The organism is Streptomyces sp. NPDC056479 (genome assembly GCF_042795335.1).
Taxonomy (GTDB): domain Bacteria; phylum Actinomycetota; class Actinomycetes; order Streptomycetales; family Streptomycetaceae; genus Streptomyces.
In genome coordinates, this window is record NZ_JBHTRZ010000006.1 from 391,245 (window position 1) to 417,226 (window position 25,982).

Consider the following 25,982-nt stretch of genomic DNA (forward strand, 5'->3'; position numbering starts at 1 on the left):
CCCTCACATCCGGAAGACGCCGAAGCCACCGCGCGCGCCCTCGTACGAAGCGGTGTGGATGGCGGACAGACACATACCGAGGACCGTGCGGGTGTCGCGCGGGTCGATGACCCCGTCGTCGTACAGCCGCCCGGACAGGAACATCGGCAGCGACTCGGACTCGATCTGCTGCTCCACCATCGCCCGCAGCGCCGCGTCGCCCTCCTCGTCGTACGGCAGTCCCTTCGCGGCCGCCGACTGGCGGGCGACGATCGAGAGCACGCCGGCGAGCTGCTGGGGCCCCATGACGGCCGACTTGGCGCTGGGCCAGGCGAAGAGGAAGCGGGGGTCGTAGGCGCGGCCGCACATGCCGTAGTGGCCGGCGCCGTAGGACGCGCCCAAGAGGACCGAGAGATGGGGCACGCGGCTGTTGCTGACCGCGTTGATCATCATCGCGCCGTGCTTGATGATGCCGCCCTGCTCGTACTGGCTGCCCACCATGTAGCCGGTGGTGTTGTGCAGGAACAGCAGCGGGATGTCACGCTGGTTGGCGAGCTGGATGAACTGGGCGGCCTTCTGCGACTCCTCGCTGAACAGGACCCCCTGGGCGTTCGCCAGCACGCCGATCGGATAGCCGTGCAGGGCCGCCCAGCCGGTGGTCAGGCTCGTGCCGTACATCGGTTTGAACTCGTCGAAGTCGGAGGCGTCGACGATCCGGGCGATGACCTCGCGCGGGTCGAAGGGGGTACGCAGGTCGCCGGGCACGATGCCGAGCAGCTCGTCGGCGTCGTACTTGGGCGGCTCGGCCGGGCCCGGATCGCCGTACGCCTTGCGGTGGTTGAGGCGGGCGACCACACGCCGTGCCTGGCGCAGCGCGTCCGGTTCGTCGACGGCGAAGTAGTCGGCGAGACCCGACACGCGCGCGTGCATCTCCGCGCCGCCCAGCGACTCGTCGTCGCTCTCCTCGCCGGTCGCCATCTTCACCAGGGGCGGGCCGCCGAGGAACACCTTGGCGCGCTCCTTGACCATGATCACGTGGTCGGACATGCCGGGGACGTACGCGCCGCCGGCCGTCGAGTTGCCGAAGACGACCGCGACGGTGGGGATCCCGGCCGCCGACAGCCGCGTCAGGTCCCGGAAGATGGCGCCTCCGGGGATGAAGATCTCCTTCTGGGACGGCAGGTCGGCGCCGCCCGACTCGACGAGGTTGACGACGGGCAGCCGATTGGCCAGGGCGATGTCGTTCGCGCGCAGGGCCTTCTTCAGCGACCAGGGATTGCTCGCTCCGCCGCGCACGGTCGGGTCGTTGGCCGTGATCAGGCACTCCACGCCCGCGACGACCCCGATACCGGTCACGAGGGACGCCCCGACCGCGTAGTCGCTGCCCCACGCGGCCAGCGGGGACAGCTCCAGAAACGGTGTGTCGGGGTCGAGGAGCAGCTCGATGCGCTCGCGGGCCAGCAGCTTGCCGCGCTTTCGGTGCCGTTCGACGTACTTCTCCCCGCCGCCCGCGAGGGCCTTGGCGTGCTCGGCGTCGAGTCCGGCGAGCTTGGCGAGCATGGCCTCGCGGTTGGCCGTGTGTTCGGGGCTCTTCGGGTCCAGGGAAGAGGCGAGGACGGTCACAGGAGGATCTCCGGTATGTCGAGGTGGCGGCTGCGCAGCCATTCGCCGAGGGCCTTGGCCTGCGGGTCGAAGCGGTGCTGGGCGGCCACGCCCTCGCCGAGGATGCCCTCGACGACGAAGTTGAGGGCGCGGAGGTGCGGCAGCGGGTGCCGGGTGACCTTCAGCCGACCGCTCTCGGGGATGAGCTCCCGGAACCGGTCGGCCGTGAGCTCGTGCGCGAGCCACCGCCAGGCGTCGTCCGTGCGCACCCAGACACCGACGTTGGCGTTGCCGCCCTTGTCGCCGCTGCGGGCTCCCGCGACGAGACCGAGGGGTGCGCTTCGGGTGGGCCCGGTCGGCAGCGGCTCCGGCAGGGGTGGTTCGGGCACGTCGTTGAGTACGGCGGTGTCGTGGGCCGGCGGCACAGGGACCCGGCGTCCGTCGTGGAGGACGGCCATATGGTCGACGGCACCATGGGGGACGTACACATCCTCGAAGACCCCATAGGGTGAGCCCTTTCCGGGTGGCGCCAGCACATGGAAGCCGGGGTAGCTGGCCAGCGCCAGTTCCACGGCCGCCCCGCCCAGCGCTCGCCCGACGGTCTCCTGATCCCGGTCGCGCACGACGAGCCGCAGCAGCGCGCTCGCCGTCTCCTCGGTCGGTGCGTCGGGCCGGTCGGTGCGGACGAGGTCCCAACGGATGTCGGCGGGCGGTGACTTGGCGAGCGCGTCCGTCATCTGCTCGCGCACGAGAGCGGCCTTGGCCTCGATGTCGAGGCCGGTGAGCACGAAGGCGACCTCGCCCCGGAAGCCGCCGAGACGGTTGACGCCGACCTTGAGGGTCGGAGGCGGGGCCTCACCGCGTACGCCCTCGACGCGGACGCGATCGGGGCCGTCCTGGGTGAGCCGTACGGTGTCCAGGCGCGCGGTGACGTCCGGTCCCGCGTACCGGGCACCCGCCGTCTCGTACAGCAGCTGGGCCGTGACCGTGCCGACGTCGACGAAGCCGCCGGTGCCGGGGTGCTTGGTGATGACGCAGGTGCCGTCCTCATGGAGCTCGGCGAGCGGGAAGCCGGGGCGGCGCAGGTCGCCACCGGTCTTGTGGAACTCGTGGAAGAAGGCGTAGTTGCCGCCGGTCGCCTGTGCCCCGCACTCCAGCACATGTCCGGCGACCACAGCACCCGCGAGCCGGTCGTGGTCGCCGGGCGCCCACCCGAAGTGGGCGGCGGCGGGCCCGGTGACCAGGGCCGCGTCCGTCACCCGCCCGGTGACGACGATGTCCGCGCCCTCCCGCAGACAGGCGGTGATGCCGAAGCCGCCGAGGTAGGCGTGCGCGGCGAGGCTGCCGGGGTGGGCGGCGGTGAGGTCGTCGCCCTCGACGTGGGCGACACGGACGGGAACGCCCAGCCGGTCGGCCAACTGCCGTACGGAGTCCGCCAGTCCGGCCGGGTTGAGGCCGCCCGCGTTGGCGACGATCCTGACGCCCCGCTCGTGGGCGAGGCCGAGGCATTCCTCCAACTGCCGCAGGAAGGTGCGGGCGTATCCGGCGCCCGGGTCCTTCAGCCGGTCGCGGCCGAGAATGAGCATCGTCAGCTCGGCGAGATAGTCGCCGGTGAGGACATCGAGGTCGCCGCCGGTGAGCATCTCGCGCATGGCGTCGAAGCGGTCGCCGTAGAAGCCGGAGGCGTTGCCGATCCGCAGCGGTCGGGGAGCGGACGTCACTGCGCAGCCCCCTTCGCCGCGCGGCCCTCGCCCGGCGGACCGGCGAAGACCTGGGCGATGTCGAACCAGCGGTCGGCGTCGGCGCCTTCGGCGCGCAGGGCGAGGTCGGAGCGGTGGGCGCGCTGGGTGACCAGGAGGCAGAAGTCGAGGGCGGGGCCGGTCACGCGCTGCGGGGCGTCCTCGGGGCCGTAGGTCCACAACTCGCCCGAGGGGGAGACGAGCTCGACGCGGAAGGCGTCGAGGGGTGCCGGGAGTCCGTGCACCCCGAAGGCGAAGTCCCTGGTCCGCACCCCGATCCACACCACATGCCTGATCCGATCGGTGGGTGTGCGCACCACACCGAGTGCTTCGGCGACATCCAGACCGTGGGCCCAGGTCTCCATGAGCCGGGCCGTGGCCATGGAGGCGGCGGACATGGGTGGGCCGTACCAGGGGAACTTCGCGCCGCGCGGCGCCTCACGCAGTGCCGTGTCGAGCGCGGCCCTCCCCTCGCGCCATCCCGCCAGCAGCTCGGCGGGCGGTCGCCGGGCCCCCTCCTCCGCTCCCTCGTCGACGAAGGACCCCGGCGTCGTCAGGGCCTTCTCCACCAGCGTGTGGAACGCCTCCACGTCGGTCACCGCCAGCAGCGCCGAGTGGTCCGTCCACCCGAGGTGCGCGATCTGGTGGGCGACGCTCCAGCCTGGCGCCGGAGTGGCGAGCGCCCACTGCTGCGGGCTCAACCCGGCGACGAGCCGGTCGAGTTCCTCGCTCTCCTCGCGCAGATCGTCGAACACGGGCGTCGGATCGGACACGGTGCGCTCCCCTCGGGGCACGGCGGTGTGCGGTGCGGTGCGGCGTGGTGAGGAGCATGGCAGCGCGCACGAAAACAAGCAAGCATGCTTGCATTAATTGAGAAGTGTTCACCCTGGGCAGGGTGTCGGTGTGGCGTGCGGTGTGGCGTGCGCTCAATACACTCGGCCGTCGCGTCTGTTGCATCAGCAACGCGTCGATCACACACACCGGTCGCGCGCATCGGTCATATCGGGGGAGACACACGGATGAGCAACTGGAATCCGGGCGGGCAGCCGCCCTACGACCCGAACAGCGGGCAGCCGTATCCGCCGACACCCGGCCCGTATCCGCCCCAGGTCCCGCACCCCTACACACCTCAGCCCTACCCACCCCACCCCCAGCCGCCGTACCCGCTCCCGCAACCGGCGCCCGGCCCGCTGGCTCGGCTGTGGCAGAGGTTCGGCCCCATCCACACCGCGCGCCGGGTGTTCAAGCCGTCCCGGCCGGGCATCGTCGAGGACCCCGTGGTGGTCCAGATGCAGAAGGTCCGCACGGTTGTGGGTCTGGCCGCCATGGTGTGGATGTCGGTCACCTACAAGATCGCGGACTCCATCGGGGACGCCGTCGACAAGCGCGCCGACCAGTCCTGGATCAGTGTCCTGATGCTGTCCGTGACGTTCCCGGTCGCCGTGGGCATCCTGCTCGCCCTGGTGCCGGACACGGCCCGGCGGGAGCTGCTGCGCCGGGCCGCCAAGCCCTTCGGCGCGATCGTGGCGCTGATCGGCGCGGTGTTCGTGTTCCCGGTGGTCGTACTCACCGGCTTCGTCGAGGGACGTTTCGCGACCAACCCGTTGATGACGGCCGTGACGGTCATCGTCTGCCTGGTCATCTTCGTATGGGTGGTGCCCTTCATCGTCTGGGGCGTCGGACTGGCCCTCGTCCACGTCTTCCGCACCGCCGACATCCACGAGACGATGCCGCCGCTGCTGGCCATGACGCTGGTGTGGGAGCTGGCCCTGGTCGACCTGTTCACGGGTGCCTACGCGGGTGTGCCGACCCCGGTCCGGATCCTGTTGATGCTGGGCGCCCCGGTCTCGGTGACCGTGGTGGGACTGGTGGAACTGAGCCGACTGCGCTCCCGGCACGGCCTGGTCGTCCGGGATCTGCTGATGCGCGAACAGACGCCGGGGCCCGCACCCTCGGCGTGATCCGGAAGTCGCCGCCGGCTCCGGGGTGACAGCCCGGGAACGCGCCTAGCCTTTCTCGGGCTCGACGGCGTTCATGGGGACCCCGGATCCGGCGGCCGCCATGTGCTCGGCCTCCACGAGCTTGGCCTTCCCCCGCCCCACCTGAGTACGCACCGCCCCCATGCTCGCCGCGATGACCAGGGCGATGGCCAGGGCCTGGACGGCGGAGAGGGCCTGGTCGAGGACGAGGAAGCCGGCTGTGGCGGCGACGGCCGGCTCCAGGCTCATCAGGATCGCGAAGGACGCCGCGGGCATGCGGCGCAGGGCGAGGAGTTCGAGGGTGTAGGGCAGCACCGAGGAGAGGATCGCCACGGCCGCGCCCAGGCCGATTGTCACCGGGTCGGTGAGCTTCGTACCCGACTCGACGAGGCCCAGGGGCAGGAACAGTACGGCCCCCACCGCCATCGCGAGCGCGAGCCCGTCGGCTTGGGGGAACCGTCGGCCCGTACGGGCGCTGAAGACTATGTAGGCCGCCCACATGGCGCCGGCACCCAGGGCAAAGGCGACACCTACGGGGTCAAGGCTGTCGAAGCCTCCGCCGCCGAGAAGGAAGACGCCGCCGAGCGCGAGCCCGGCCCAGACCGCGTTGATCGCGCGACGGGACGACAGCACGGAGAGGGCGAGCGGGCCGAGGACTTCCAGGGTGACCGCGGCGCCCAGCGGGATGCGGGCGACCGACTGGTAGAAGAGGCCGTTCATCGCGGCCATGGTGATGCCGAAGACGATCACCGTGCCCCAGTCGGTACGGGAGTGACCGCGCAGCCGGGGACGGCAGACCACCAGCAGGACGACCGCCGCCACCAGCAGCCGCAGCGCCACCACGCCGAGCGCACCGGCCCGCGGCATCAGGCTCACCGCCAGGGCGCCGCCGAACTGCACCGAGACGCCTCCGGCGAGCACCAGGCCCACGGGGCCGAGCGCGCCCCAGCGCCGCGGGCCACCGGCGGTCGGCTCGGCGACGGCCGGTGCGGCGCGGGTCGGTGAGGGTGTGGTGGCGGTGTCAGGGGTGCTCACGGGCGTTCCAAGGGCTTGGCTCGGATGCGTGCATCATGCTGTACTTCCAAGTCCAGGGTAGTGGACTTCGTCAGGTGTGTGAACCTGTTATGCCACTGTCCCAGAGTATGGACGGAGCGGGTCCGGGTGGGGCTACCGCCGGGCCATGTACAGATCCAGCGCCTTGTGCAGCATGCGGTTGAGCGGGAAGTCCCACTCCCCCAGGTACTCGACGGCCTCACCGCCCGCGCCCACCTTGAACCGCAGCAGGCCCAGCAGGTGGTTGGACTCCTCCAGGGTGTCGGTGATGCCGCGGAAGTCGTAGACGGCGGCGCCGAGTTCGTGGGCGTCGGTCATCATGCGCCACTGCATGGCGTTGTTGGGCTGGACCTCGCGCCTGCGGCCGGTGGAGGCGCCGTAGGAGTACCAGACGTGGGTGCCGACGGTCAGCATCGTGGCGGCGGCGAGGGTGTCGCCGTCGTGATGGGCGAGGTAGAGCCGCATGCGGTCGGGGTGCTCGGCGGTGAGGGCGTTCCACATGCGCTGGAAGTAGGGCAGCGGGCGGGGGATGAAACGGTCCCGCTCGGCGGTCTCGGCGTAGAGGTCGTAGAAGACGGGCAGGTCGTCGTAGCCGCCCCGCACGACCTTCACGCCCGCCTTCTCGGCCTTCTTGATGTTGCGCCGCCACTGCTGGTTGAGGCCGTGCTGGATGTCGTCCAGCGACCGCCCGGCGAACGGCACCTGGCAGACGTACCGCGGCTGTCCGGCGGCGAAGCCGTCCTCGCCGCCCGGCTCGGTCTGCCGCCAGCCGGACCGCCGCAGCCGTTCGGCGATGTCCTGCGCTCCCGGTTCGTACGACGTCGGCTCCGCGTCCCCCAGTCGCCGGGCGGCCGGGTCGGCGATGGCCGCCTTCACCGCGTCGGGGCTCCAGCGCCGCGCGACCACGGGCGGGCCCATCTTCACGGAGAAGGCGCCCTTGCCCTTGAGATACGCGAGCATCGGCGCCAGCCACCGCTCGACGAGGTCGGGGGCGTGCCAGTCGAGAAGCGGCCCCTCGGGCAGATACGCCAGGTACCTCTTCAGCTTCGGCAGCGGGCGGTAGAGCACGAGTCCCGCCCCCACGAGTCGCCCCTCCGCGTCGAACCAGCCCAGGCTCTCCGCCGTCCAGTCCGGCTTCACATCGCCCCAGGAGGGGAGCTGGGTGTGGCTGGCGGAGGGGCGGGACGCGACGAAGGCGAGGTGCTCGTCGCGGGTGAGGGGCTGAAGACGCAGGGGCGGCTGGGTCACGGGCTGGACTCCTTGTGCGTTGCCGGGTGGGGTCAGCCTACGAAGCGGCCCCGCGCCCGAAGCGGACCAGGATGCACTGGTCGTGAAGGCTCACCCCGGTGGCCGTGAGGCCGGCCCGGACGACGGCGTACGTCGGGGAAACTCACGCACTCCCCGGCCGCGCGACCCCGTCCGCCTCCTCGGCCCTCTCCAACCCGTCCGCCAGCACCTCCGCCAGATGCCGCCCCCGCACCCCCGCCAGCTGCTCCAGCTGCGTCCGGCAGGAGAACCCGTCCGCCAGCACCACGTCGCTCTCCCCCGCCTCCCGGACGGCCGGCAGCAACCGCTCCTCCGCACACGCCACCGACACCCCGAAGTGCCCCTTCTCGAAGCCGAAGTTGCCCGCGAGACCGCAGCAGCCGCCGCTGAGTTCCCCGGACAGCCCCGCGGCCTCGCGCAGCCGCCGGTCGGGCGCGTCGCCCAGTACCGCGTGCTGATGGCAGTGGGTCTGCCCGACCGCCGCCCGGTCCACGCGGGGCGGCGTCCACTCGGGGGCGAGCCGCTCCAGCGCCTCCGCGAAGGTCAGGACACGGTCGGCCAGCCGGCGGGCCCGGGGATCGTCGTGCAGCAGCTCCGGCAGGTCCGCGCGCAGCGCCGCCGCACAGCTCGGCTCCAGGACGACGACCGGGGCGGCCGTCTCCAGCACCGGTTCCATGAGGTCGAGCGTGCGGCGCAGCACCGCGCGGGCACGGTCGAGCTGGCCCGTGGAGACGTACGTCAGCCCGCAGCAGACGCGCTCGCGGCCCCGTAGCAGGGACACCGGATCCATCGCCACGGTCACCCCCGCCCCGCCCGACGGCGTCCTCAGACGCAGTGTCGGCGGCAGCGCCACCCGCAGCCCGGCCGCCTCCAGCACATGTACGGCCGCCTGCCCCACGGACGGCGAGAGGTGCTCGGTGAAGGTGTCCGGCCACAGGATGACCAGCTCGCCGGCACCGCCGACGGGGGCCTTCGCCCTGCCCTCCCACCACCGGCTGAACGTCCGCGTCGCCAGCCGCGGAAGCTCCCGCTCGGGCGCGATCCCGCCGACCCGCTTCGCGGCCCACGCCAACGGCCGCACCCGGGCCAGGGCGTTGGCCAGGAACGCGGTACGCGTGCGTGCCACGACGCGCAGCCACTGCGGCAGCCGGCCCATGCTGTGGTGCGCGGCCGGGCGCCGCCGTCCCTCGTAGTGGTGGTGCAGGAACTCCGCCTTGTACGTGGCCATGTCGACCTCGACCGGACAGTCGGACCGGCAGCCCTTGCAGGCCAGGCACAGATCCAGCGCGTCGCGCACCTCGGTCGACCGCCACCCGTCGGTCACCAGTTCCCCGGCGAGCATCTCGTGCAGCAGCCGGGCACGCCCGCGCGTGGAGTGCTCCTCCTCGCCGGTCGCGCGGAAGGACGGGCACATGACGGCGGGGCCGGTGGCCGATGTCGTACGGCACTTGGCGACGCCCACGCACCGCCGTACGGCGGCGGAGAAGTCACCGCCGTCGGCCGGGTAGCCGAAGGCCACGTCCACCGGCTCGCGGGGCAGGACGGAGAAACGCAGGTCGGCGTCGAGCGGGGCCGGTCGCACCAGCATCCCGGGGTTGAGCAGATCGTCCGGGTCCCACACGCCCTTGGCCCGCTCGAAGAGCCGGACCATCTCCTCGCCGTACATCTTCGGCAGCAGCTCGGCGCGCGCCTGCCCGTCCCCGTGCTCCCCGGACAGCGAGCCCCCGTGCGCCACGACGACCTCGGCGAGTTCCTCCGAGAAGCGCCGGAAGCGGGCGATGCCTGCCTCCGTCAGCAGGTCGAAGTCGATCCGGACGTGGATGCAGCCGTCCCCGAAGTGCCCGTACGGCGTCCCGCGCAGCCCGTGCGCGGTCATCAGCGCCCGGAAGTCGCGCAGATACGCCCCGAGCCGCTGCGGCGGCACCGCGCAGTCCTCCCAGCCGGGCCATGCCTCGCTGCCGTCGGCCATCCTCGTCGCCGTACCGCTCGCGTCCTCCCGGATGCGCCACAGGGCCCGCTGCCCGGCCGGATCGGTGACGACGAGCGAGTCGACGACATCGGCGGCCCGCACGATCGCCTCCGCACGCGCGCGTGCCTCCCGCTCCGACTCCCCGCCCGTCTCCACGAACAGCCAGGCCCCGCCCCGCGGCAGCGCATGGGGCGAGGGCACGAGGTCGGCCGCCATGCCTTCCACCGTCAGCGGCCCGTACGGCAGCAGTCCGGCCGCCGCCTCCGCGGCCGCGCCCTCGTCGGCGTACGCCAGCACGGCGAGCGCACGCGCGCGTGGCGCCTCCACGAGGCCCACGACCGCCTCGGTGAGGATGCCGAGGGTGCCCTCGCTCCCGCAGAAGGAACGGGCGACGTCGGCGCCGTTCTCGGGGAGCAGCGCGTCGAGCGCGTATCCGGAGATGCGGCGGGGCAGTTCGGGGTAGCCGGTCCGCAGCCGGGCCAACTCCCCGTCCACCACCTCCCGCAGCCCCTGCGGCGCACCGGCCCACCCCTGTCCGAGCCGCAGCCGCTGCCCGCGTCCGCCGATCACGTCCAGCTCCCGCACGCTGTCCGCGGTCGTGCCCCAGGCCACCGAGTGCGAGCCACAGGAGTTGTTGCCGATCATTCCGCCGAGAGTGCAGCGGCTGTGGGTGGAGGGGTCGGGTCCGAAGCGGAGCCCGTGCGGGGCGGCGGCCTCCTGGAGGCGGTCGAGGACCAGGCCGGGCTGGACGACGGCGGTGCGGGTCTCGGGGTCCAGGGAAAGGAGACGGTTCATGTGGCGGGTGAAGTCCAGCACGACGCCGGTGCCGGTGGCCTGGCCCGCGATGGATGTGCCTCCACCCCGCGCCACGACCGGCACCATATGGTCCCGGCACACCTCCAGCACGGCTGCGACGTCGTCGGCGTCATATGGCGCCACCACACCCAACGGGACGCGTCGGTAGTTGGACGCGTCCATGGTCGTCAACGCCCGGGAGGTGACATCGAACCCGACCTCGCCCCGGACGACCCTGCGCAGCTCCGCCTCAAGTTCCGACATGCGTCCACTCAATCAGCCCGTCCGGCGATTGAGGACAAGGCCCGTTCGGGGCCGAAGCGGGGGTCTGGGAGCGCCGGCCCCCAGCTCACGGCCGCGACAACCCCGTCTCACCCGACGGACGAGGTTTCACCCAAGTTTCCCGAAACAGCTACGCTCCCACCGTGGCTGAGATCCAGATTCCCGCTGACATCAAGCCCGCCGACGGACGATTCGGCGCGGGCCCCTCCAAGGTGCGGACGGAAGCGCTGGACGCGCTGGCCGCCACCGGAACCTCCCTGCTCGGCACCTCCCACCGCCAGGCCCCGGTCAAGAACCTGGTCGGCCAGGTGCGCGAGGGCATCAGCGAGCTGTTCCAGCTCCCCGACGGCTACGAGGTCGTCCTCGGCAACGGCGGCTCGACGGCCTTCTGGGACATCGCGACCCACGGCCTGATCGAGAACAAGTCGCAGCACCTCACCTTCGGTGAGTTCAGCTCCAAGTTCGCCAAGGCCGCGAAGCTCGCTCCCTGGCTGGCCGAGCCGGACGTCATCACGTCCGACCCCGGCACCCACCCCGAGCCGGTCGCCCAGTCCGGCGTCGACGTCTACGCCTTCACCCACAACGAGACGTCCACCGGCGTCGCCATGCCGATCAAGCGCGTGGCCGACGCCGACGAGGGCGCGCTGGTCCTGGTGGACGCCACCTCGGGCGCCGGCGGCCTCCCGGTGGACGTGTCGGAGACGGACGTCTACTACTTCGCCCCGCAGAAGTCCTTCGCCTCCGACGGCGGCCTGTGGATCGGCGTCTTCTCCCCGGCCGCGATCGAGCGCGCCGAGCGCATCCACGCGTCCGGCCGTCACGTCCCGGAGTTCTTCTCGCTGCCCACGGCGATCGACAACTCCCGCAAGAACCAGACGTACAACACCCCGGCCCTGTCCACCCTCTTCCTGCTCAACCAGCAGCTGGAGTGGATCAACGGCCAGGGCGGCCTGGACTGGGCGGTCCGCCGCACGGCCACCTCCGCCCGCACCCTGTACGGCTGGGCCGAGGACATCAAGTACGCCAACCCGTTCGTCACCGACCCGGCCAAGCGCTCGGCGGTCATCGGCACGATCGACTTCACGGACGAGATCGACGCCGCCGCCGTCGCCAAGGTCCTGCGCGCCAACGGCATCGTCGACACCGAGCCCTACCGCAAGCTCGGCCGCAACCAGCTCCGCGTCGCGATGTTCCCGGCGATCGACCCGGCGGACGTCGAGGCCCTGACGAAGTGCGTCGACTACGTGATCGAGAAGCTCTGATCACTTCGCTACGACGATGAAGGGCGCCCGGCGAACACCGGGCGCCCTTTCTCGTGCCCGCCCCCCGACCGCGAAGCCCACCGGCCACCACGTCATCGGCTGAGCTTCTGGAACCTCCGCACCGCCAGCGGCAGGAAGATCGCCGTAAGGATCACCGGCCACACCCCGGCCATGAGCAGCGCATGCTGCTCGACCCAGGAGTCCCCGCCCCCGCCCGGCGTGCCGAACAGCTCGCGGCTGGCCGCGGCCGTGGAGGAGATCGGGTTCCACGCCGCCACCCAGCCCAGCCAGTCGGGCATCAGCTGCGGCGCGACGAAGATGCTGGAGATCATCGTGAGCGGGAAGGCGACGGCGAACAGGCCACCGGCGGCCTCCGGGTTGGGGACCAGCAGACCCAGCCACACGCCGATCCAGATCAGCGCGAACCGCAGCCACAGCAGCAGCCCGAAAGCGCCGAGGAAGCCGAGCCCGCCGTCCGGGCGCCAGCCCATCGCGAAGGCCGTCAGCATCATGATCGCCAACTCCGCGCAGGCGGCCAGCAGATCGGTGATCCCGCGCCCGGCGACCACCGCCGACGAGGCCATCGGCATCGAGCGGAAACGGTCGATGACCCCCTTCGTCGAGTCGTAGACGACGAGCGTCGCGGTGTTGATGAAGCCGAACGCCATGGTCATCACGAACATGCCCGGCATCAGGAAGTCCTTGTAGTCCCCGCCGCCGGGCACCTTCATGGCGCTGCCGAAGACATAGCCGTAGAGCAGGACGGACAGGATCGGGAAGCCCAGCTGCCAGGCGATGTTGACCGGTTGGCGCTGGTAGTGGGTCAGGCCGCGCCGGACGATGTTCCAGACGTCGGCGAGGGTCCAGTACAGGCGGCTGCGCGTGGCCGGGACGGTCAGGTCTACGGCGGTCATGCGACGGCCTCCTTGTCGGTCTTCTCGGTGCGGTGTCCGGTCAGGCGCAGGAACACGTCGTCGAGGCTGGGTCTGCGCAGCCCGATGTCCTCGACCTGGACGCCCTCGTCCTGCAGCGTCCGCGCGACCTCCGTCAGGGCGGACACCCGGTCGGTGACCGGGGCGTGCACCCGCGACTCCTCCTCGTCCGCCTCGGGTTCGCCGTCCGAGACCCGGGCGACCACCTTCACCACGCGCGGGATGTCGGACCGCTCGGCGACCACGACCTCGATACGGTCGCCGCCGACGAGGTTCTTCAGCCCGTCGGGGGTGTCGTCCGCGATGGCCCGCCCCTGGTCGATGACGGTGATGTGCGAGGCCAGCTTGTCGGCCTCCTCCAGGTACTGCGTGGTCAGCAGCACGGTCGTGCCGCCCGCCACCAACGCCCGCACCGATTCCCAGACTTCGCCCCGGCTGCGGGGGTCGAGCCCCGTCGTCGGCTCGTCGAGGAAGAGCACGGCCGGGGCGAGGATCATGGAGGCGGCGAGGTCGAGGCGGCGCCGCATGCCGCCGCTGTACTTGCCGACGCCCTTGTCGGCGGCGTCGGTCAGGTCGAACTGCTCCAGCAGTTCGGTGGCGCGCAACTTCGCGCGCCTGCCGCCCAGATGGAAGAGCCGGCCGAACATCTCCAGGTTCTGCCGGCCGGTGAGCACCTCGTCCACGGCCGCGTACTGCCCGGTGAGGCCGATCCGCGCCCGCACCTGGCGCGAGTGCCGGGCCACGTCCAGACCGGCCACCGTCGCCCGGCCGCCGTCCAGCCTGATCAGTGTGGACAGGATGCGCACGGCCGTGGTCTTGCCGGCGCCGTTCGGGCCCAGCAGCCCGTGCACCGTCCCCTCACGGACGGCCAGATCGAAGCCGTCGAGTGCGCGCTTCTCGCCGTAGCGCTTCTCCAGCCCCTCGGCCCGTACCGCGTATCCGTCGTCCCCCATGGGTCCCCCTCTCGGTAATTGAGTACACCGTACCCGATTACGCGTACGCCGTACCCAGTTTTTTCGGCAGGACTTAAGCTGAACCGCATGACGAGCGGCAAGGGCGGCACCAGCGGTACGGAGACCAGCGGCAGCGGCGACATCGTCCGCACGCTGGAGCTGCTGTGGGACACGGGCCGGCGCCCGAGTCGCGGGCCCAAGCCGGCCCTGACCCTGGACCAGATCGTGGAAGCGGCCGTCCGGGTCGCGGACGCCGAGGGCCTGGAGTCCGTGTCGATGCGCCGGGTCGCCGCCGAGCTGGGCACCGGCACGATGTCGCTGTACCGCTATCTCCCCGGCAAGGCCGAGCTGCTCGACCTGATGCTGGACCGCGTCCAGCGCCCCTCCGAGAACCCGGCCGACCTGGGCGACGACAGCTGGCGCTCGGCGCTTCAGGCGCTGGGCCGCGCGACCCTCGACCTCTACCGCCGGCACCCCTGGCTGCTCCAGGTCAACCAGTCCCGCCCGATCCTCGGCCCGAGCGCCCTGGACGGCATGGAGAAGGTGCTGTCACGTATCCGCCCGATGGGCCTGCCCGACCCCGAGCTGGTCTCCGCGATCATCATGATCGACGGCTATGTCGTCGGGGCCGCGCGCACCCAGCTGTACCAGCTGGAGGCGGAGCGCCGGACGGGGCTGACGGACACGGAGTTCTGGGAGGCCCAGACCCCGATGCTGGAGAAGGTGCTGGCGTCCGGCCGCTACCCCCTCATGGCATCCCTCGACGAGAACACCTGGGGACCCGACTTCGACCACTTCGAGTTCGGGCTGCAGCGGATCCTGGACGGCCTTGAGGTCTTCGTCGCCCGGCGCGCGGAGGAACGCCGCGGGGAGGGATGACACGGGAGGGAAGGCACGGGAGGCGGGACACACTCCCCGCCCGGCCCGTCACCTGCGGCGCAACAGCCTGCGCAGTCCGAGCAGGACGACGCACGCGACGACCACCGCCACCGCGCCGACCTTGATGTCGCCGGTCGGGCCGCCGTCGCCGTCGTCGTCCGAGGAGGCCGAACTCCCGCTGCCCGAGGACGAGTCGGAGGAGCCGACACCCCCGGGGGCGTCCTCGGCCACGACGGTGCTGCCCGCGCCCTCCATGCCGAGCATGAGCTTCTTGCCGTCGGGCGAGTAGCTGGCGGACTCGCCCTGGCCCAGCGGCACGCTGATGCGCTCCAGCCGCTTGAGCTTGCCGCCGTTCCAGTCGTACGCGATGCCGCCGAGGTATCCGCGCACGGCGAGTGTCTCGCCGTCCGGGGAGAAGGCGGCGTCGGTGGCCCACAGGTCCACCGGGGTGGTGGGCTTGAACACGTTCGTGCCCGACGGGGAGAGCTCGGCCGGTCCCTCGTACAGGTGCCCGCCGTCCTCGTGCTTGTCGATGATGTAGACCCGGCCGGTCTTGGGGTGCACGACCATCGACTCGGCGTCGCGGGTGCCGTCGGAGTACTTCACCACGTACTGGGTGGCGCGGATCGTCTGGTCCTTGAGCGTCTTGGGCTCGGGGAGGCGGTAGAGCCAGACGTACGGCCACGTCACGCCGTCGTTGTCGCCGATGTCGCCGACCCAGATCTCGTTCCCCGGCCCGATGGAGATCGCCTCCACGTCGCGCGGGGTGCCCACGCCCGTCATGGTGATCGTCGCGACCGTCTCGCCGGTGCTGCTGTCCACGGCGTAGAGATAGGCGCCCTTGTCCTGGTCGTTGTGCGTCCAGTAGATGCCCGGGTGCTGACGTGAGGCGGCGAGACCGCTGGACTCCGTGATCCGCGGGTCCTTGATCGTGAAGTCCTCGTCGCCGTCGGCGGCGGAGGCGGGCAGGGTGAACGCACCGGTGAGGAGAACCCCGGCGAGGATGGCTAGCGGTCGGCGCATGCCCCAAGCCTGCCATCCGCTCCGGCCGTTCGGGCGGCGTGGCAGGCTTCACACCCCGCCGGGCCCTACCTATCGGTAGCGATCGTCCATCATGAGCGGATGCTCAGGTTCATGCCCGTCGGCGACTCCATGACCATCGGCAGCGCCGGCGAACACACATGGCGCTACCGCATGTGGCAGCACCTGCGCGAGACGTACGGCGGCCCCTTCGCCGTCGTCGGTCCGCGCGAGACGCTGTACGACAAGGCCACGGACGCTCCCACGTCGTACGAGTACGCGGACCCCGACTTCCCCCGTGCGCACCTGGCCGGCTGGGGCGAGGGCTGGCAGCACATGGCGCCGCTGATCGGCGAGGCGGTGCGGACGTGCCGGGCGGATGTGCTGCTGGTGTCGCTGGGCCTGATCGACCTGGGCTTCTACACGGACGCGGAGCAGACGGCGCAGAACGCACGGGAGTTCGTGGCCGAGGCGCGGTCGGCGAACCCGCGCGTGCGGATGGTCGTACTCCCCGTCATCCCGAACGTGCGCGCCGAGGCCGATCCGCCCTTCGCCGCCGAGGTTGCCCGCTTCAACGAGCTGCTGGCGAAGACGGTGGCGGACCTGGACGAGCCGCGCTCACCGCTGCTGCCGGCGTCGCCGCCGCCGTCGTACGACATCCACCTCGACACGTACGACGGCACGCACCCGAACGCGAGCGGGGAGCACAAGATCGCGGCGGCGTTCGCGACGGCGATGTATCAGGCGTGGGGGCTGGGCGAGCCGTACGACGACGTCTGAGGGCGGCTCGCTCGCGGGCGCGTACGTGGCCGGGGCGGGCGGCGAGGAGACCCGCGATCGCCTCCGGCACCAGCAGGGCGATCAGGACGGCGAGCGGCACCTGCCAGCCGTCGGTGGCGTCGTGCAGCACTCCCATCGCCAGCGGGCCGAGGCCGGCCAGCAGGTAGCCCGTCGTCTGCGCCATCCCCGACAGGTCGGCGGCGGCCCGCGGGCCGTCCGTGCGCAGCCCGAGCAGCGTGATGGCCAGAGGGAAGGCGCTCCCGGTCGCCGCGCCGAGCAGGCACACCCACACCCAGCCCAGAGCGGGAGCGAGCAGCAGCCCCGCGAGGGAGAGCGCCTTGGCCGCGATCACGGCCAGCACCAGCAGACGCTGGCCGCGCATGCGGGCGGCGGCCAGCGGGACGACGAAGGCCAGCGGGATGCCGATGGTCAGCATCACCGACATCATCAGCCCGGCCTGGCCCTCGGTGTAGCCGTTCGCGTGCATGATCCGCGGCAGCCATGCCACCAGCACGTAGAACATCAGCGAGACCAGTCCGAGGAACGCCGACACCCACCAGGCCAGCGCGCAGCGCAGCAGCGATCCGCCCGCCGGCCCCGGCGCCGCGGGCGGCGTCCCGCGGTGCCGGCCGTCCGCTCCCGGTGCGGCCAGCAGTCCCCACACCGCCGCGGCCAGCACGGCGGGCACCGCCCACACCGCGAGGGCGAACTGCCATCCGGTCACGGTGCTCAGCGGCACCGCGACCGCCGCGGAGAGTGCGCCGGAGACGGCCATGAGGGTCATGGTGAGGCCGGTGAACAGGCCGATCCGCGGGCCGAAGTGGTCCTTGACGACCGCGGGCAGCAACACGTTCCCGACGGCGATACCGGCCCCGGCGAGCACCGTTCCGGCGAAGAGCGCCGCCGGCCACGGCATCGCGCGCACCACGGCACCGAGCGCCACGGAAGCGACGGCGGCGAGCACGGCGGCCGGGGTTCCGATCCGGCGGGCCAGGCGGGGTGCGAGCCAGGCGAAGGCGCCCAGGCACAGCACGGGTAACGTCGCCAGCACACTGACCTGGGCGCCGGACAGGGCGAGCGCGGTTTGTACGTTCCCGATGAGCGGCGGCATCCCGGTGATGGCCGCGCGGAGATTGATGGCGAGCAGAATCAGGCCGACGACGAGCCACAGCCTGGTGGTCACGTGTGTTCCCCCGTTGTTCCCCGTGGCCGTGCCGACGGCCCCCTCCTCCGTCCAGGAGAGGGCCGCCGGGCCTTCGGGGTGTGGTGCGGTCAGATGCTCAGGCTGTGGTTGACCGGGCACTTGGCCCGGCCCGCGGCGCGGAACGCGACGCCGGTGGCCCCGGCGGAGGCGGGCGTGCCGAGTTGCTTGAGGATCTCGTCGGACAGCAGGTCCTCCTTGCCCTTCAGGGCGTCGGCGACCTTGACGTCGGAGACGAAGACCAGCTCCGCGGCGATGTTGTCCTGAACGATCCGCGCCAGGTTGTCCAGGGCCACTCCGATCGGGTCCGACGGCAGCTGTGCCGTGGGGATGTCGATCAGATGGGTGTCGACCTTCTTCTGGTTCATCATCGGCTTGATGATGATCTCGGCCTGGTTCAGCACCGACGTCGTCCAGATCGACAGCACCACCGTGTACAGGTCGGCCCAGGCGGCCTCGCCGATCTGCGTCCGCCACTTCCGGCACAGCCCCTGCACGCCGGAGATCTGCGCCTCGGCGGCGTACGTCATGTTCACCCGGATCGCCGGGTAGACGCGCGCCGCGAAGCTCTGGAACGAGGCGATGTCGAAGGCGCGGGCGCGGATGGAGTCGGCGATGAAGGTCAGGGCCTCGTCGAGGATCTTCGCGCAGGAGTTCTGCAGCTTCTGCGGCAGCCTCGCCGCGGGGAGGTTGTTCTTCGCGGTGGTCAGCGTGTCGGCGAAGGCCTCCAGCGGCGTCGTCCAGGCGTCGGTGCCGGGGCCCTTCATCGCCACCATGTCGAGGTCGTGGGCGTCGATCCGGTCGGCGTTGCCGACGTTGGGGACCTTGTCGGAGAGGTACTCCGCGAGGGTGGAGTAGATCCCCAGCGGCACATGGGCGATGGACTTCGCCAGCTCGAACTCCTCGGCCACCGGGTGCTCGACGTACCGCTTGCCCTCGTGGACGAGGGTGAAGGTGCCGCCCTTGGCGTCGTTCTGCACCACGATGACCGGCCCGAGGTTCTTGACCAGGTCGGCTTTCAGCGCCGCGTAGTTGGTGCGCATGGCGGCGTTCACCGCGCGGATGGAGTCCCGGGCGGCGGTCTGGGTGCTCACCGCCTCCGCCGCGGGCGCCGCGTCGAGGACGGCCGCGGCTGCCGTGTCCGGCTGTGCGGCGGTGTGTCCGAGGAACGTCGCGGCGCCGATGCCGCCCGCCCCGCCGATGAAGGTCCGGCGTGTTGCCATGACTTGCTCTCCGTAACGAATCGGTCGTCAGGTGTTCCCGCCGTGGGGGAAGCGGTGGCGTGGGGGGAACTGACCCGCCGGGAGCCACGAAGGGCCGGGACGCGGGGAGCAATGCGAGGGGGTGTTCCCTCTCCGGCGTGGGGCTGGAGGGAGGCCGGAGAGGGAGGCTGCGAGCGCTAGGCCGTGTCCGCAAAGTCCCGCCTGCCCCGCGACGGGGCCCGCCCTCCGGGCGGACGACGGGACTTTGCGGACACGACCTACCGCAGCGCGGTGTGGGAGGGGACGACGACGCCGTACAGGTCGGCGATCGTCGCCAGCGCGCTCTGGTGGATCTGGTCGGCGGACAGCCCGCCGCCGACGGACGGCAGCGGCCGGGTGGCACAGGCGTCGGCGACCACGGTGGGCTTGTTCCCGCGCAGGAACGCGCCCTCGGCGGTGAACGTCACGCACATGTGCGTCATGAACCCGGCGATGACCAGGTTCTCGTGCCCCGCCCGGTCGACGAGGGTGCCGAGCTCGGTGTTCACGAAGGCGTTGGGGGCCTTCTTCACCACGGTCGGCTCACCCTCGGCGGGCCCGACCCGGTCGTGGATCCGGCCGATCGGCCTGCGGATGTCGTACGGGGTGCCCGCCCCACCGTCGTTGACGATGTGGATGACCTTCCCGCCCGCCTCGCGGGCCGCGTCCAGCAGTTCGGCGGCGGCGTCCAGGGCGGACTGCCAGCCGTCGAGTTCCATCACCCCCCGGGTGTAGGTGTTCTGGTAGTCGACCATGATCAGCGTGGCCGAGCCGAGTGAAGCCGGCTTGTCGGCAAGGCCGTTGAGTTTCCGCAGCGTCGTCGTGCCCGAGGTGTCCGCCTCCGCCGCCTGCGCGGGGGTGTCGCCCAGGCGGGTCACGCCGAACACGGCGGCGCCGCCGACGACGGCCGCGCCGCCCGCCTTGAGGAACCCGCGTCGGGAGTTGCCGCTCCCCTGCTCCGCCACGTCAGGCCAGCTCCTTCCCGGAGGCGACTACGACGCCGTACGCGTCGGCGATGGCCGCGAGCGCGCTGCGGTGCAGTTCGTCGGCGGACACGTTCACGATCGACCGGGCGGCACACGTGTCCGCCGGGACGGTGGGCTTGTTGCCGCGCAGGGCCGCGGACGCCGTCGTGTAGGCGATGCACATGTGGGTCATGAACCCGGCGACGATCACCGTCTCGTTCCCGGCCTCGTCGACGAGCGTGCCGAGATCGGTCCCGTGGAAGGCGTCCGGTGCCTGCTTGACGACCACGGGCTCGCCGTCGGCCGGCGCCACGGAGGGGTGGATCTCGCCGATCTCGGTGCGGATGTCGTAGGGCGAGCCCTCGCCGCCGTCGTGCTGGACGTGGATGACCGCGGCCCCGGCGGCGCGGGCACGGGACAGCAGGTCCGCCGCCGCTTCCAGGGCGGGCTGCCAGCCGTCGAGTTCCATCGCACCGCGGGTGTAGGTGTTCTGGTAGTCGACGAGGACGAGCGTCGAGGACGCGAGGGCCGCGGGAGTGGTGTCGGCACCGCCGAGTTCGCGCAGCGTCTTGCTGGTCACAGATCTCCTCCAGGTTCCGGGAGTTGAGCGGTTCAACGGAGAGGCTCAACAGGGGTGTTCAACGGAGATGTTCAACAACCTGTTGAACACACATGCGACGCTATGGCCGGAACCGGTGCGTCGGCAATGACGCGCCATGGGCAGAAACCGACACCCATGTCGGGGAGCGAAACAGGGGGTTACCGGTGGGGACCGTGAACCGGTTGATCGTGATCGTGCTGTTCGAGGGCGTCGACCTGCTCGACGTCACCGGCCCACCGGAGGTGTTCTCCCTCGTCCCGCGCGAGAGAGCGGAGCGGGTGGGCTACGAAGTCGTCCTGGCCGCCGAGACGACGGAGCCGGTACGGACGGCGGCCGGCGTGCGGATCCTGCCCGACGCCACGTTCCAGGAGGTCGCCGAGCGGGCGATCGACACCCTGCTGGTACCGGGCTCCGTCGAGGTGGACGACGAGCGCCGCATCCACCCCATCGTCGAACCCGGCACGGTGGCCCGGGTGAAGATGCTGGCCACCCGGACCAGGCGGGTGGCCTCGGTGTGCGTCGGCGCGCACATCCTCGCCGCCGCGGGGCTCCTGGACGGCAAGCGGGCCACCACGCACTGGTCGACCGCGCGGCGACTCGCCGACGACCATCCGGCCGTGCGGGTCGACCCCGATCCGATCTTCATCCGCGAGGCCGGCGAGGTGTGGACCGGCGCGGGGATCAGCGCCTGCCTCGACCTGTCCCTCGCCCTGGTCGCCGAGGACTTCGGCGAGCAGGTCGCGCTGCGCGTCGCCCGCCAGCTGGTGATGTACCTGAAGCGCCCCGGCGGGCAGTCCCAGTTCAGCGTGCCGCTGGAGCGGGTGTCCACGACCCGGCGCATCGAGGACCTCCGACTCTACATCCGCAACCACATCGACGAGCGGCTCACCGTCGCGGACCTCGCCGCGTACGCCCATGTCAGCGACCGGCAGCTCACCCGCATCTTCAAGTCCGAGCTGGAGACGACACCGCACGCCTACATCGAGTCGGCCCGGGTCGAGATGGCGGGCAACCTGCTGGAGACCACCGACGACACCCTGGACCGGATCGCCTCCGTCTGCGGCTTCGGCACCGTCGACACCCTCATCCGGGCCTTCCACCGCCGCCGGGCCACGACCCCCAGCGAGTACCGGGCGAGGTTCCGCGGCCGCGGCGGCCCCTCGGGAGCTCTTGCCTAGAGCGCACTCCACGTCGCTAGCGTGCACTCCATGAAGTACACGCAGCTCGGACGCACGGGACTCAAGGTCAGCCGACTGGTCCTCGGCACCATGAACTTCGGCCCGCAGACCGACGAAGCCGACAGTCACGCGATCATGGACGCGGCGCTGGACGCGGGCATCAACTTCTTCGACACCGCCAACGTGTACGGCTGGGGCGAGAACAAGGGCCGTACCGAGGAGATCATCGGCAACTGGTTCGCCAAGAACGCGGCCAACCGCGACAAGGTCGTCCTCGCCACCAAGGTGTACGGCAACATGGCCGCCGACGGCGAGGCCTGGCCCAACCACGACAAGCTGTCGGCGGTGAACATCCGCCGGGCCGTGGACGCCTCGCTCAAGCGGCTGCGGACCGACCACATCGACGTCTACCAGTTCCACCACATCGACCGCGCCACCGGCTTCGAGGAGATCTGGCAGGCCATCGACGTCCTCGTGCAGCAGGGCAAGATCCTGTACGCCGGGTCCAGCAACTTCCCCGGCTACAAGATCGCCCAGGCCAACGAGACCGCCGCCCGGCGCGGCGGCACCATCGGCCTGGTCAGCGAGCAGTGCCTGTACAACCTCTTCGAGCGCCGCGCCGAGATGGAGGTCATCCCGGCCGCGCAGGAGTACGGCCTCGGTGTGATCCCGTGGTCGCCGCTGCACGGCGGACTGCTCGGCGGCGTCATCAAGAAGGAGGTCGAGGGCGGCCGGCGCAGCTCCGGGCGGGCCGCCGACACCCTCGCCGACCCCGCCACGCGCGGGAAGATCCAGGCGTACGAGGACCTGCTCGACAAGCACGGTCTGGAGCCCGGCGAGGCCGCCCTGGCCTGGCTGCTCACCCGCCCCGGTGTGACCGGCCCGATCGTCGGCCCGCGCACCGCCGGTCAGCTGGCCTCCGCGCTGCGGGCGGCCGAGCTGGAGCTGGGCGAGGAGCTGCTGTCCGGGCTTGATGAGATCTTCCCGGGTCCCGGTCCGTCCCCGGAGGCCTTCGCCTGGTAGGCGATCGTGCGGGCGCGGCAGTGGCCCTCGGTCACTTACCGAGGGCCGCCGCCAGCGCCACCAGCACGAACATCAGCACGAGCGCACCGGCCATGATCCGGTTCCGGGTTTTCGGGTCCACGTCATCGAGCCTAACCGGCCCCTGTGAGCGGCCTGCGGGCGACCACCTCGTACCGGGGCTGTTCCCCCGCGATCCCGGACTTCGGCAGATCGCTGCGCATCAGCACCAGCTCGTCCACCGTCCAGGTACGGCTCGTGAACGCGTCCAGGGCGGCGACATACGGCCCCGCGTCCACCGCCGAACGGCTCCTCGCGACCGTCAGGTGGGGCTTGTAGCGCCGGTGGTCCCCCATCGGCACCCCGGCCTTGCGCGCCGCCGCCTCGCTCCGGTCCGCCAGCAGCCGCAGGGTCGCGAGGTCCCCCTCCGCGCCGGCCCACAGCGCCCGCCCGTGCCCGAACTGCCCGCCGCGGCTCAGCGCCAGCCGGAAGGGCGGCGTACGGTGCGCGGCGCGCTCCAGGCGGGCCGACAGGTCGGGAACGAGGTCGTCGTCGACCTCGCCGTAGAAGGCGAGGGTGAAGTGCCAGCCGGGGCGGCCGGTCCAGCGCAGCCCGTCCGCGCCCGGCAGCTTCCTCAACTCGGCCACTTCGGCGGCCAGTTCACGGGTGACGTCCTCGGGCGGCAGCACGGCGGCGAAGAGTCTCATAAGCCCAGCCTGGCATCATGAGGCGATGACGATCACCATCAGGGAAGGCGGACCCGACGACCTCCCTGCGATACTCGGCATGCTCGACAGCTGTGTGGAGTGGCTGGTCGGGCAGGGGCGGCCCGGGCAGTGGGGGACGAAGCCGTTGTCCGAGAACCCCAGGGTCGCGGAGTCGGTGACCCGGGACATGGACGAGGGCACCGCCTTCATCGCCGAGGTCGACGGCGTGCCCGCCGCCACTCTCACCCTCACCGACGCTCCCGGCGCCCCCCTCTCCCACCTCCCGCCGCCCGGCGAACCCGAGCGCTACATCCACTGGCTCGCCTCCGACCGCCGCTTCAAGGGCGTCGGCGTGGGCAGCGCCCTGCTCGCGCACACCGTCGAGGTGACCCGCCGGGCAGGCGTCTCCCTGCTCCGGGTGGACTGCTACGCGGGCGACGACGGCAAGCTGGTGCGCTACTACGAGAGACACGGCTTCATCCGCACCGAGACGTACACGGGCAAGGACGACTGGCCGGGGCAGGTGCTGGCGCGGCGGGTCTAGCCGCTTCGGGCATGAGAGTGACCATGGCCACACGTGTCCCGGTCACCGTGCGTATCGTTGTACTGCGCGGCTGCACTCGTCCCGAGGAGCAGCCGGGGAGGAGCGCCACGATGACCGTCCTTGACGACAGGATCGAGATGGCCGAGGAGCGCGGCGAGCTGACTCTGGACGTCTTGTTCGAGTGCCTCGAGAAGATGCCCATCCCCGAGGGTACGAAGGTCGAGATCGTCGGGGGAAACATCTTCATGTCACCGCAGCGGCAGAACCACTGGGAGATCGTCTTCGGCATCGCGGAGCAGTTGCGCGCCAAGTACCCCCGCAAGCGCCTGGCATCGGATGTGCGGATCGACTTCCCCGGGCATCTGAACGGCTTCGCCTGCGACCTGGCGGCCATGGCCGAACGGTCGGTGAAGGACAGCAGGGGCCGCTGGCGCTATCAGGACGTCGAATTCGTGGCCGAGGTCATCTCCAAGGACACGGCGGCCAACGACCACGGCCCGAAAAAGGACGCCTACGCCGCGGCCGAGGTGCCGGCGTACCTGATCGTGGACCCGTACACGGGCGAGTGGCATCTCCACACCCTGCCGAAGGACGGCAAGTACCACAGCGACGTCAGCTTTCCCTTCGGGGAGGACATCGACCTGACGAGCACCCCCGTCGGCCTTGTTCTCAAGACCGACGAGTTCCCCGTCGACTGACTTCTGGGCGCCCCCTACACCGCTGTAGCCAACTGCTCCCGCTCCCGCGGCACGAACCGCACCTGCGGATGCCCGCGGTTCCAGCCCACCGACAGCCGCAGTCCGCCCACCCGGGCCAGCACCAGGGCGATCGTCACGGCGGCCGCCGCCGTGATCGCGCCGCCCACCGCCAGGCCCGCCCGGACGCCGTACGCGTCCGTGATCCAGCCGGCGATCGGCGCGCCCAGCGGCGCTCCGCCCATGAACACCATCATGTAGAGGGCCATCACCCGGCCCCGCATGCTCGGGTCGGTGGACATCTGGATGCTGCTGTTGGCGGTGACGTTCACCGTCATGCCGAACATGCCGATGGGGGCCATGAGCAGGGCGAACAGCCACAGGGAGGGGGCGAACGCGGCCACGATCTCCATCGTGCCGAAGGCCACCGCGCCCGCTATCAGCACCCGCATCCGGGCCGTACCGCGCCGGGCCGCGAGCAGCGCGCCCGCCAGGGAGCCGACCGCCATCAGCGTGTTGAAGAGGCTGTAGGAACCCGCGCCCGCGTGGAAGACGTCGTCGGCGAAGGCCGACAGGTAGACGGGGAAGTTGAAGCCGAAGGTGCTGACGAACCCCGCGAGGACGATCGTCCAGATCAGCTCCGGGCGTCCGGCGACGTACCGCAGTCCCTCCCGCAGCTGGCCCTTGCCGCGCGGGGCGCGCTGGACCGGGTACAGCTCACGCGCCCGCATCAGCAGCAGTCCCGCGATCGGCGCGACGAACGACAGGCCGTTGGCGAGGAACGCCCAGCCCGTGCCGACACCGGTGATCATCAGGCCGGCCACGGCGGGGCCGACCAGACGGGCCGACTGGAAGTTGGCGGAGTTCAGGCTGACCGCGTTCTGGAGCTGGTCGGGGCCGACCATCTCGGAGACGAACGACTGCCGGGCCGGGTTGTCGATCACGGTCGCGAGGCCCACGGCGAAGGCGGCCAGATAGACGTGCCAGACCTGGACGTGGCCGGTGAGGGTGAGGACGGCCAGCGCGATGCCGGTGAACGCCATCGCCGTCTGGGTGACGAGCAGCGTGCCCCGCTTGGGCAGCCGGTCGACGAGGACACCGCCGTAGAGGCCGAAGAGCAGCATCGGCAGGAACTGGAGGGCCGTGGTGATACCGACGGCGGTGGCGGAGCCGGTGAGGCTGAGCACCAGCCAGTCCTGGGCGATGCGCTGCATCCAGGTGCCGGTGTTGGAGACGACCTGCCCGAGGAAGAACAGGCGGTAGTTCCTGACCTTCAGCGAGCTGAACATCGAGGACTTGCGGGGGACAGGGCCAGAAGTGGTGATCGGTGCGGGTGCGGA

At 71.3% G+C, this 25,982-nt stretch carries 22 protein-coding genes and 1 pseudogene; 8 read left to right on the plus strand and 15 right to left on the minus strand.

Translation table 11 applies throughout. The features are described from left to right. Positions 1 to 3: 3 nt before the first annotated feature. The 3 genes from ACFQ6S_RS25190 to ACFQ6S_RS25200 are packed head-to-tail and all read right to left on the minus strand — an operon-like array spanning position 4 to position 4,093. Positions 4 to 1,602 (minus strand): acyl-CoA carboxylase subunit beta, encoded by a 1,599-nt coding sequence (locus tag ACFQ6S_RS25190; protein WP_383413903.1) that lies wholly within the window; start codon positions 1,600 to 1,602, stop codon positions 4 to 6. Further along, positions 1,599 to 3,302, minus strand: coding sequence for an acyclic terpene utilization AtuA family protein (locus tag ACFQ6S_RS25195; protein WP_383413906.1), 1,704 nt, complete (start codon positions 3,300 to 3,302; stop codon positions 1,599 to 1,601). The genes ACFQ6S_RS25190 and ACFQ6S_RS25195 overlap by 4 nt, the downstream gene beginning before the upstream one ends. Further along, positions 3,299 to 4,093, minus strand: coding sequence for a TIGR03084 family metal-binding protein (locus ACFQ6S_RS25200; RefSeq protein WP_383413908.1), 795 nt, complete (start codon positions 4,091 to 4,093; stop codon positions 3,299 to 3,301). The genes ACFQ6S_RS25195 and ACFQ6S_RS25200 overlap by 4 nt, the downstream gene beginning before the upstream one ends. A gap of 246 nt (positions 4,094 to 4,339) precedes the next feature. Between ACFQ6S_RS25200 and ACFQ6S_RS25205 the strand changes: the two genes are divergently transcribed. Beyond that, the gene (locus tag ACFQ6S_RS25205; RefSeq protein WP_383413911.1) at positions 4,340 to 5,281 is read left to right on the plus strand and encodes a hypothetical protein; all 942 of its coding nucleotides are present in this window, start codon (positions 4,340 to 4,342) and stop codon (positions 5,279 to 5,281) included. A gap of 45 nt (positions 5,282 to 5,326) precedes the next feature. Here the strand turns inward: ACFQ6S_RS25205 and ACFQ6S_RS25210 are convergent, their stop codons facing one another. The 3 genes from ACFQ6S_RS25210 to ACFQ6S_RS25220 form a co-directional block, all read right to left on the minus strand. Beyond that, positions 5,327 to 6,334, minus strand: coding sequence for a DMT family transporter (locus ACFQ6S_RS25210; protein WP_383413913.1), 1,008 nt, complete (start codon positions 6,332 to 6,334; stop codon positions 5,327 to 5,329). A gap of 132 nt (positions 6,335 to 6,466) precedes the next feature. Beyond that, positions 6,467 to 7,600 carry a lipid II:glycine glycyltransferase FemX gene (locus ACFQ6S_RS25215; protein WP_383413916.1) on the minus strand — a complete coding sequence of 378 codons (1,134 nt, stop codon included), beginning with the start codon at positions 7,598 to 7,600 and terminating at the stop codon, positions 6,467 to 6,469. Positions 7,601 to 7,742: 142 nt separating this feature from the next. Further along, positions 7,743 to 10,646, minus strand: coding sequence for an FAD-binding and (Fe-S)-binding domain-containing protein (locus ACFQ6S_RS25220; protein ID WP_383413919.1), 2,904 nt, complete (start codon positions 10,644 to 10,646; stop codon positions 7,743 to 7,745). Between the two features lie 161 nt (positions 10,647 to 10,807). Here ACFQ6S_RS25220 and serC point away from each other — a divergent pair, with 161 nt between their 5' ends. Continuing rightward, positions 10,808 to 11,926 carry a phosphoserine transaminase gene (gene serC, locus ACFQ6S_RS25225; protein WP_383413922.1) on the plus strand — a complete coding sequence of 373 codons (1,119 nt, stop codon included), beginning with the start codon at positions 10,808 to 10,810 and terminating at the stop codon, positions 11,924 to 11,926. Positions 11,927 to 12,018: 92 nt separating this feature from the next. Here the strand turns inward: serC and ACFQ6S_RS25230 are convergent, their stop codons facing one another. Further along, the gene (locus ACFQ6S_RS25230) at positions 12,019 to 12,840 is read right to left on the minus strand and encodes an ABC transporter permease (RefSeq protein WP_383413925.1); all 822 of its coding nucleotides are present in this window, start codon (positions 12,838 to 12,840) and stop codon (positions 12,019 to 12,021) included. After that, positions 12,837 to 13,811, minus strand: coding sequence for an ATP-binding cassette domain-containing protein (locus ACFQ6S_RS25235; protein WP_383413928.1), 975 nt, complete (start codon positions 13,809 to 13,811; stop codon positions 12,837 to 12,839). Before ACFQ6S_RS25235 ends, ACFQ6S_RS25230 begins: the two co-directional genes overlap by 4 nt. Positions 13,812 to 13,898: 87 nt before the next feature. Between ACFQ6S_RS25235 and ACFQ6S_RS25240 the strand changes: the two genes are divergently transcribed. Continuing rightward, a complete protein-coding gene (locus ACFQ6S_RS25240) occupies positions 13,899 to 14,690 on the plus strand; it encodes a TetR/AcrR family transcriptional regulator (RefSeq protein WP_383413931.1) in 792 nt (263 codons plus the stop codon). Positions 14,691 to 14,738: 48 nt separating this feature from the next. Here ACFQ6S_RS25240 and ACFQ6S_RS25245 read toward each other — a convergent pair whose 3' ends face one another. Continuing rightward, on the minus strand, positions 14,739 to 15,713 hold the full coding sequence (locus ACFQ6S_RS25245) for a WD40 repeat domain-containing protein (protein WP_383413934.1): 975 nt from the start codon (positions 15,711 to 15,713) through the stop codon (positions 14,739 to 14,741). A gap of 99 nt (positions 15,714 to 15,812) precedes the next feature. Here ACFQ6S_RS25245 and ACFQ6S_RS25250 point away from each other — a divergent pair, with 99 nt between their 5' ends. Continuing rightward, positions 15,813 to 16,490, plus strand: coding sequence for a GDSL-type esterase/lipase family protein (locus ACFQ6S_RS25250; protein ID WP_383413937.1), 678 nt, complete (start codon positions 15,813 to 15,815; stop codon positions 16,488 to 16,490). A 154-nt stretch (positions 16,491 to 16,644) separates the two neighbouring features. Here ACFQ6S_RS25250 and ACFQ6S_RS25255 read toward each other — a convergent pair. The 4 genes and pseudogenes from ACFQ6S_RS25255 to ACFQ6S_RS25270 form a co-directional block, all read right to left on the minus strand. Continuing rightward, positions 16,645 to 17,793 (minus strand): annotated as a pseudogene (locus tag ACFQ6S_RS25255) (MFS transporter); the annotation flags it as partial. After that, positions 17,763 to 18,914 carry a hypothetical protein gene (locus tag ACFQ6S_RS25260; RefSeq protein WP_383413940.1) on the minus strand — a complete coding sequence of 384 codons (1,152 nt, stop codon included), beginning with the start codon at positions 18,912 to 18,914 and terminating at the stop codon, positions 17,763 to 17,765. The gene ACFQ6S_RS25260 and the pseudogene ACFQ6S_RS25255, both read right to left, overlap by 31 nt. A 257-nt stretch (positions 18,915 to 19,171) precedes the next feature. Further along, a complete protein-coding gene (locus ACFQ6S_RS25265; protein WP_383413943.1) occupies positions 19,172 to 19,897 on the minus strand; it encodes an isochorismatase family protein in 726 nt (241 codons plus the stop codon). 1 nt (position 19,898) lies between these two features. Continuing rightward, positions 19,899 to 20,477 (minus strand): cysteine hydrolase family protein, encoded by a 579-nt coding sequence (locus tag ACFQ6S_RS25270; RefSeq protein ID WP_383413946.1) that lies wholly within the window; start codon positions 20,475 to 20,477, stop codon positions 19,899 to 19,901. Positions 20,478 to 20,662: 185 nt separating this feature from the next. On the opposite strand from ACFQ6S_RS25270, the gene ACFQ6S_RS25275 reads away from it, so the two are divergent. Together ACFQ6S_RS25275 and ACFQ6S_RS25280 are read left to right on the plus strand one after the other, a co-directional pair. Then, positions 20,663 to 21,676, plus strand: coding sequence for a GlxA family transcriptional regulator (locus tag ACFQ6S_RS25275; RefSeq protein ID WP_383413948.1), 1,014 nt, complete (start codon positions 20,663 to 20,665; stop codon positions 21,674 to 21,676). A 30-nt stretch (positions 21,677 to 21,706) separates the two neighbouring features. Next, complete coding sequence (locus ACFQ6S_RS25280) at positions 21,707 to 22,699, plus strand: aldo/keto reductase (RefSeq protein WP_383413950.1); 993 nt, start codon at positions 21,707 to 21,709, stop codon at positions 22,697 to 22,699. A gap of 131 nt (positions 22,700 to 22,830) precedes the next feature. On the opposite strand, the gene thpR is transcribed toward ACFQ6S_RS25280, so the two are convergent. Further along, positions 22,831 to 23,403, minus strand: coding sequence for an RNA 2',3'-cyclic phosphodiesterase (gene thpR / locus ACFQ6S_RS25285; RefSeq protein WP_383413953.1), 573 nt, complete (start codon positions 23,401 to 23,403; stop codon positions 22,831 to 22,833). Between the two features lie 25 nt (positions 23,404 to 23,428). On the opposite strand from thpR, the gene ACFQ6S_RS25290 reads away from it, so the two are divergent. Together ACFQ6S_RS25290 and ACFQ6S_RS25295 are read left to right on the plus strand one after the other, a co-directional pair. Beyond that, positions 23,429 to 23,947, plus strand: a complete 519-nt coding sequence (locus tag ACFQ6S_RS25290) for a GNAT family N-acetyltransferase (RefSeq protein ID WP_383413956.1) — start codon at positions 23,429 to 23,431, stop codon at positions 23,945 to 23,947. Positions 23,948 to 24,057: 110 nt separating this feature from the next. Next, positions 24,058 to 24,645: a Uma2 family endonuclease gene (locus tag ACFQ6S_RS25295; protein WP_383413959.1), complete on the plus strand. Its 588-nt coding sequence runs from the start codon at positions 24,058 to 24,060 to the stop codon at positions 24,643 to 24,645. Between the two features lie 14 nt (positions 24,646 to 24,659). Here the strand turns inward: ACFQ6S_RS25295 and ACFQ6S_RS25300 are convergent, their stop codons facing one another. Next, positions 24,660 to 25,931, minus strand: coding sequence for an MFS transporter (locus tag ACFQ6S_RS25300; RefSeq protein ID WP_383413962.1), 1,272 nt, complete (start codon positions 25,929 to 25,931; stop codon positions 24,660 to 24,662). Positions 25,932 to 25,982: the final 51 nt, after the last annotated feature.

What these genes read in the sequence shown, in the direction of transcription:
- ACFQ6S_RS25295 (WP_383413959.1), top strand. Translation starts at nt 24,058, where the DNA reads ATGACCGTCCTTGACGACAGGATCGAGATGGCCGAGGAGCGCGGCGAG.
- ACFQ6S_RS25235 (WP_383413928.1), bottom strand. Translation starts at nt 13,811, where the DNA reads ATGGGGGACGACGGATACGCGGTACGGGCCGAGGGGCTGGAGAAGCGC.
- ACFQ6S_RS25260 (WP_383413940.1), bottom strand. Translation starts at nt 18,914, where the DNA reads ATGGCAACACGCCGGACCTTCATCGGCGGGGCGGGCGGCATCGGCGCC.
- thpR (WP_383413953.1), bottom strand. Translation starts at nt 23,403, where the DNA reads ATGAGACTCTTCGCCGCCGTGCTGCCGCCCGAGGACGTCACCCGTGAA.
- ACFQ6S_RS25220 (WP_383413919.1), bottom strand. Translation starts at nt 10,646, where the DNA reads ATGTCGGAACTTGAGGCGGAGCTGCGCAGGGTCGTCCGGGGCGAGGTC.
- ACFQ6S_RS25290 (WP_383413956.1), top strand. Translation starts at nt 23,429, where the DNA reads ATGACGATCACCATCAGGGAAGGCGGACCCGACGACCTCCCTGCGATA.
- ACFQ6S_RS25300 (WP_383413962.1), bottom strand. Translation starts at nt 25,931, where the DNA reads ATGTTCAGCTCGCTGAAGGTCAGGAACTACCGCCTGTTCTTCCTCGGG.
- ACFQ6S_RS25250 (WP_383413937.1), top strand. Translation starts at nt 15,813, where the DNA reads ATGCTCAGGTTCATGCCCGTCGGCGACTCCATGACCATCGGCAGCGCC.
- ACFQ6S_RS25280 (WP_383413950.1), top strand. Translation starts at nt 21,707, where the DNA reads ATGAAGTACACGCAGCTCGGACGCACGGGACTCAAGGTCAGCCGACTG.
- ACFQ6S_RS25240 (WP_383413931.1), top strand. Translation starts at nt 13,899, where the DNA reads ATGACGAGCGGCAAGGGCGGCACCAGCGGTACGGAGACCAGCGGCAGC.
- ACFQ6S_RS25245 (WP_383413934.1), bottom strand. Translation starts at nt 15,713, where the DNA reads ATGCGCCGACCGCTAGCCATCCTCGCCGGGGTTCTCCTCACCGGTGCG.
- ACFQ6S_RS25230 (WP_383413925.1), bottom strand. Translation starts at nt 12,840, where the DNA reads ATGACCGCCGTAGACCTGACCGTCCCGGCCACGCGCAGCCGCCTGTAC.
- ACFQ6S_RS25205 (WP_383413911.1), top strand. Translation starts at nt 4,340, where the DNA reads ATGAGCAACTGGAATCCGGGCGGGCAGCCGCCCTACGACCCGAACAGC.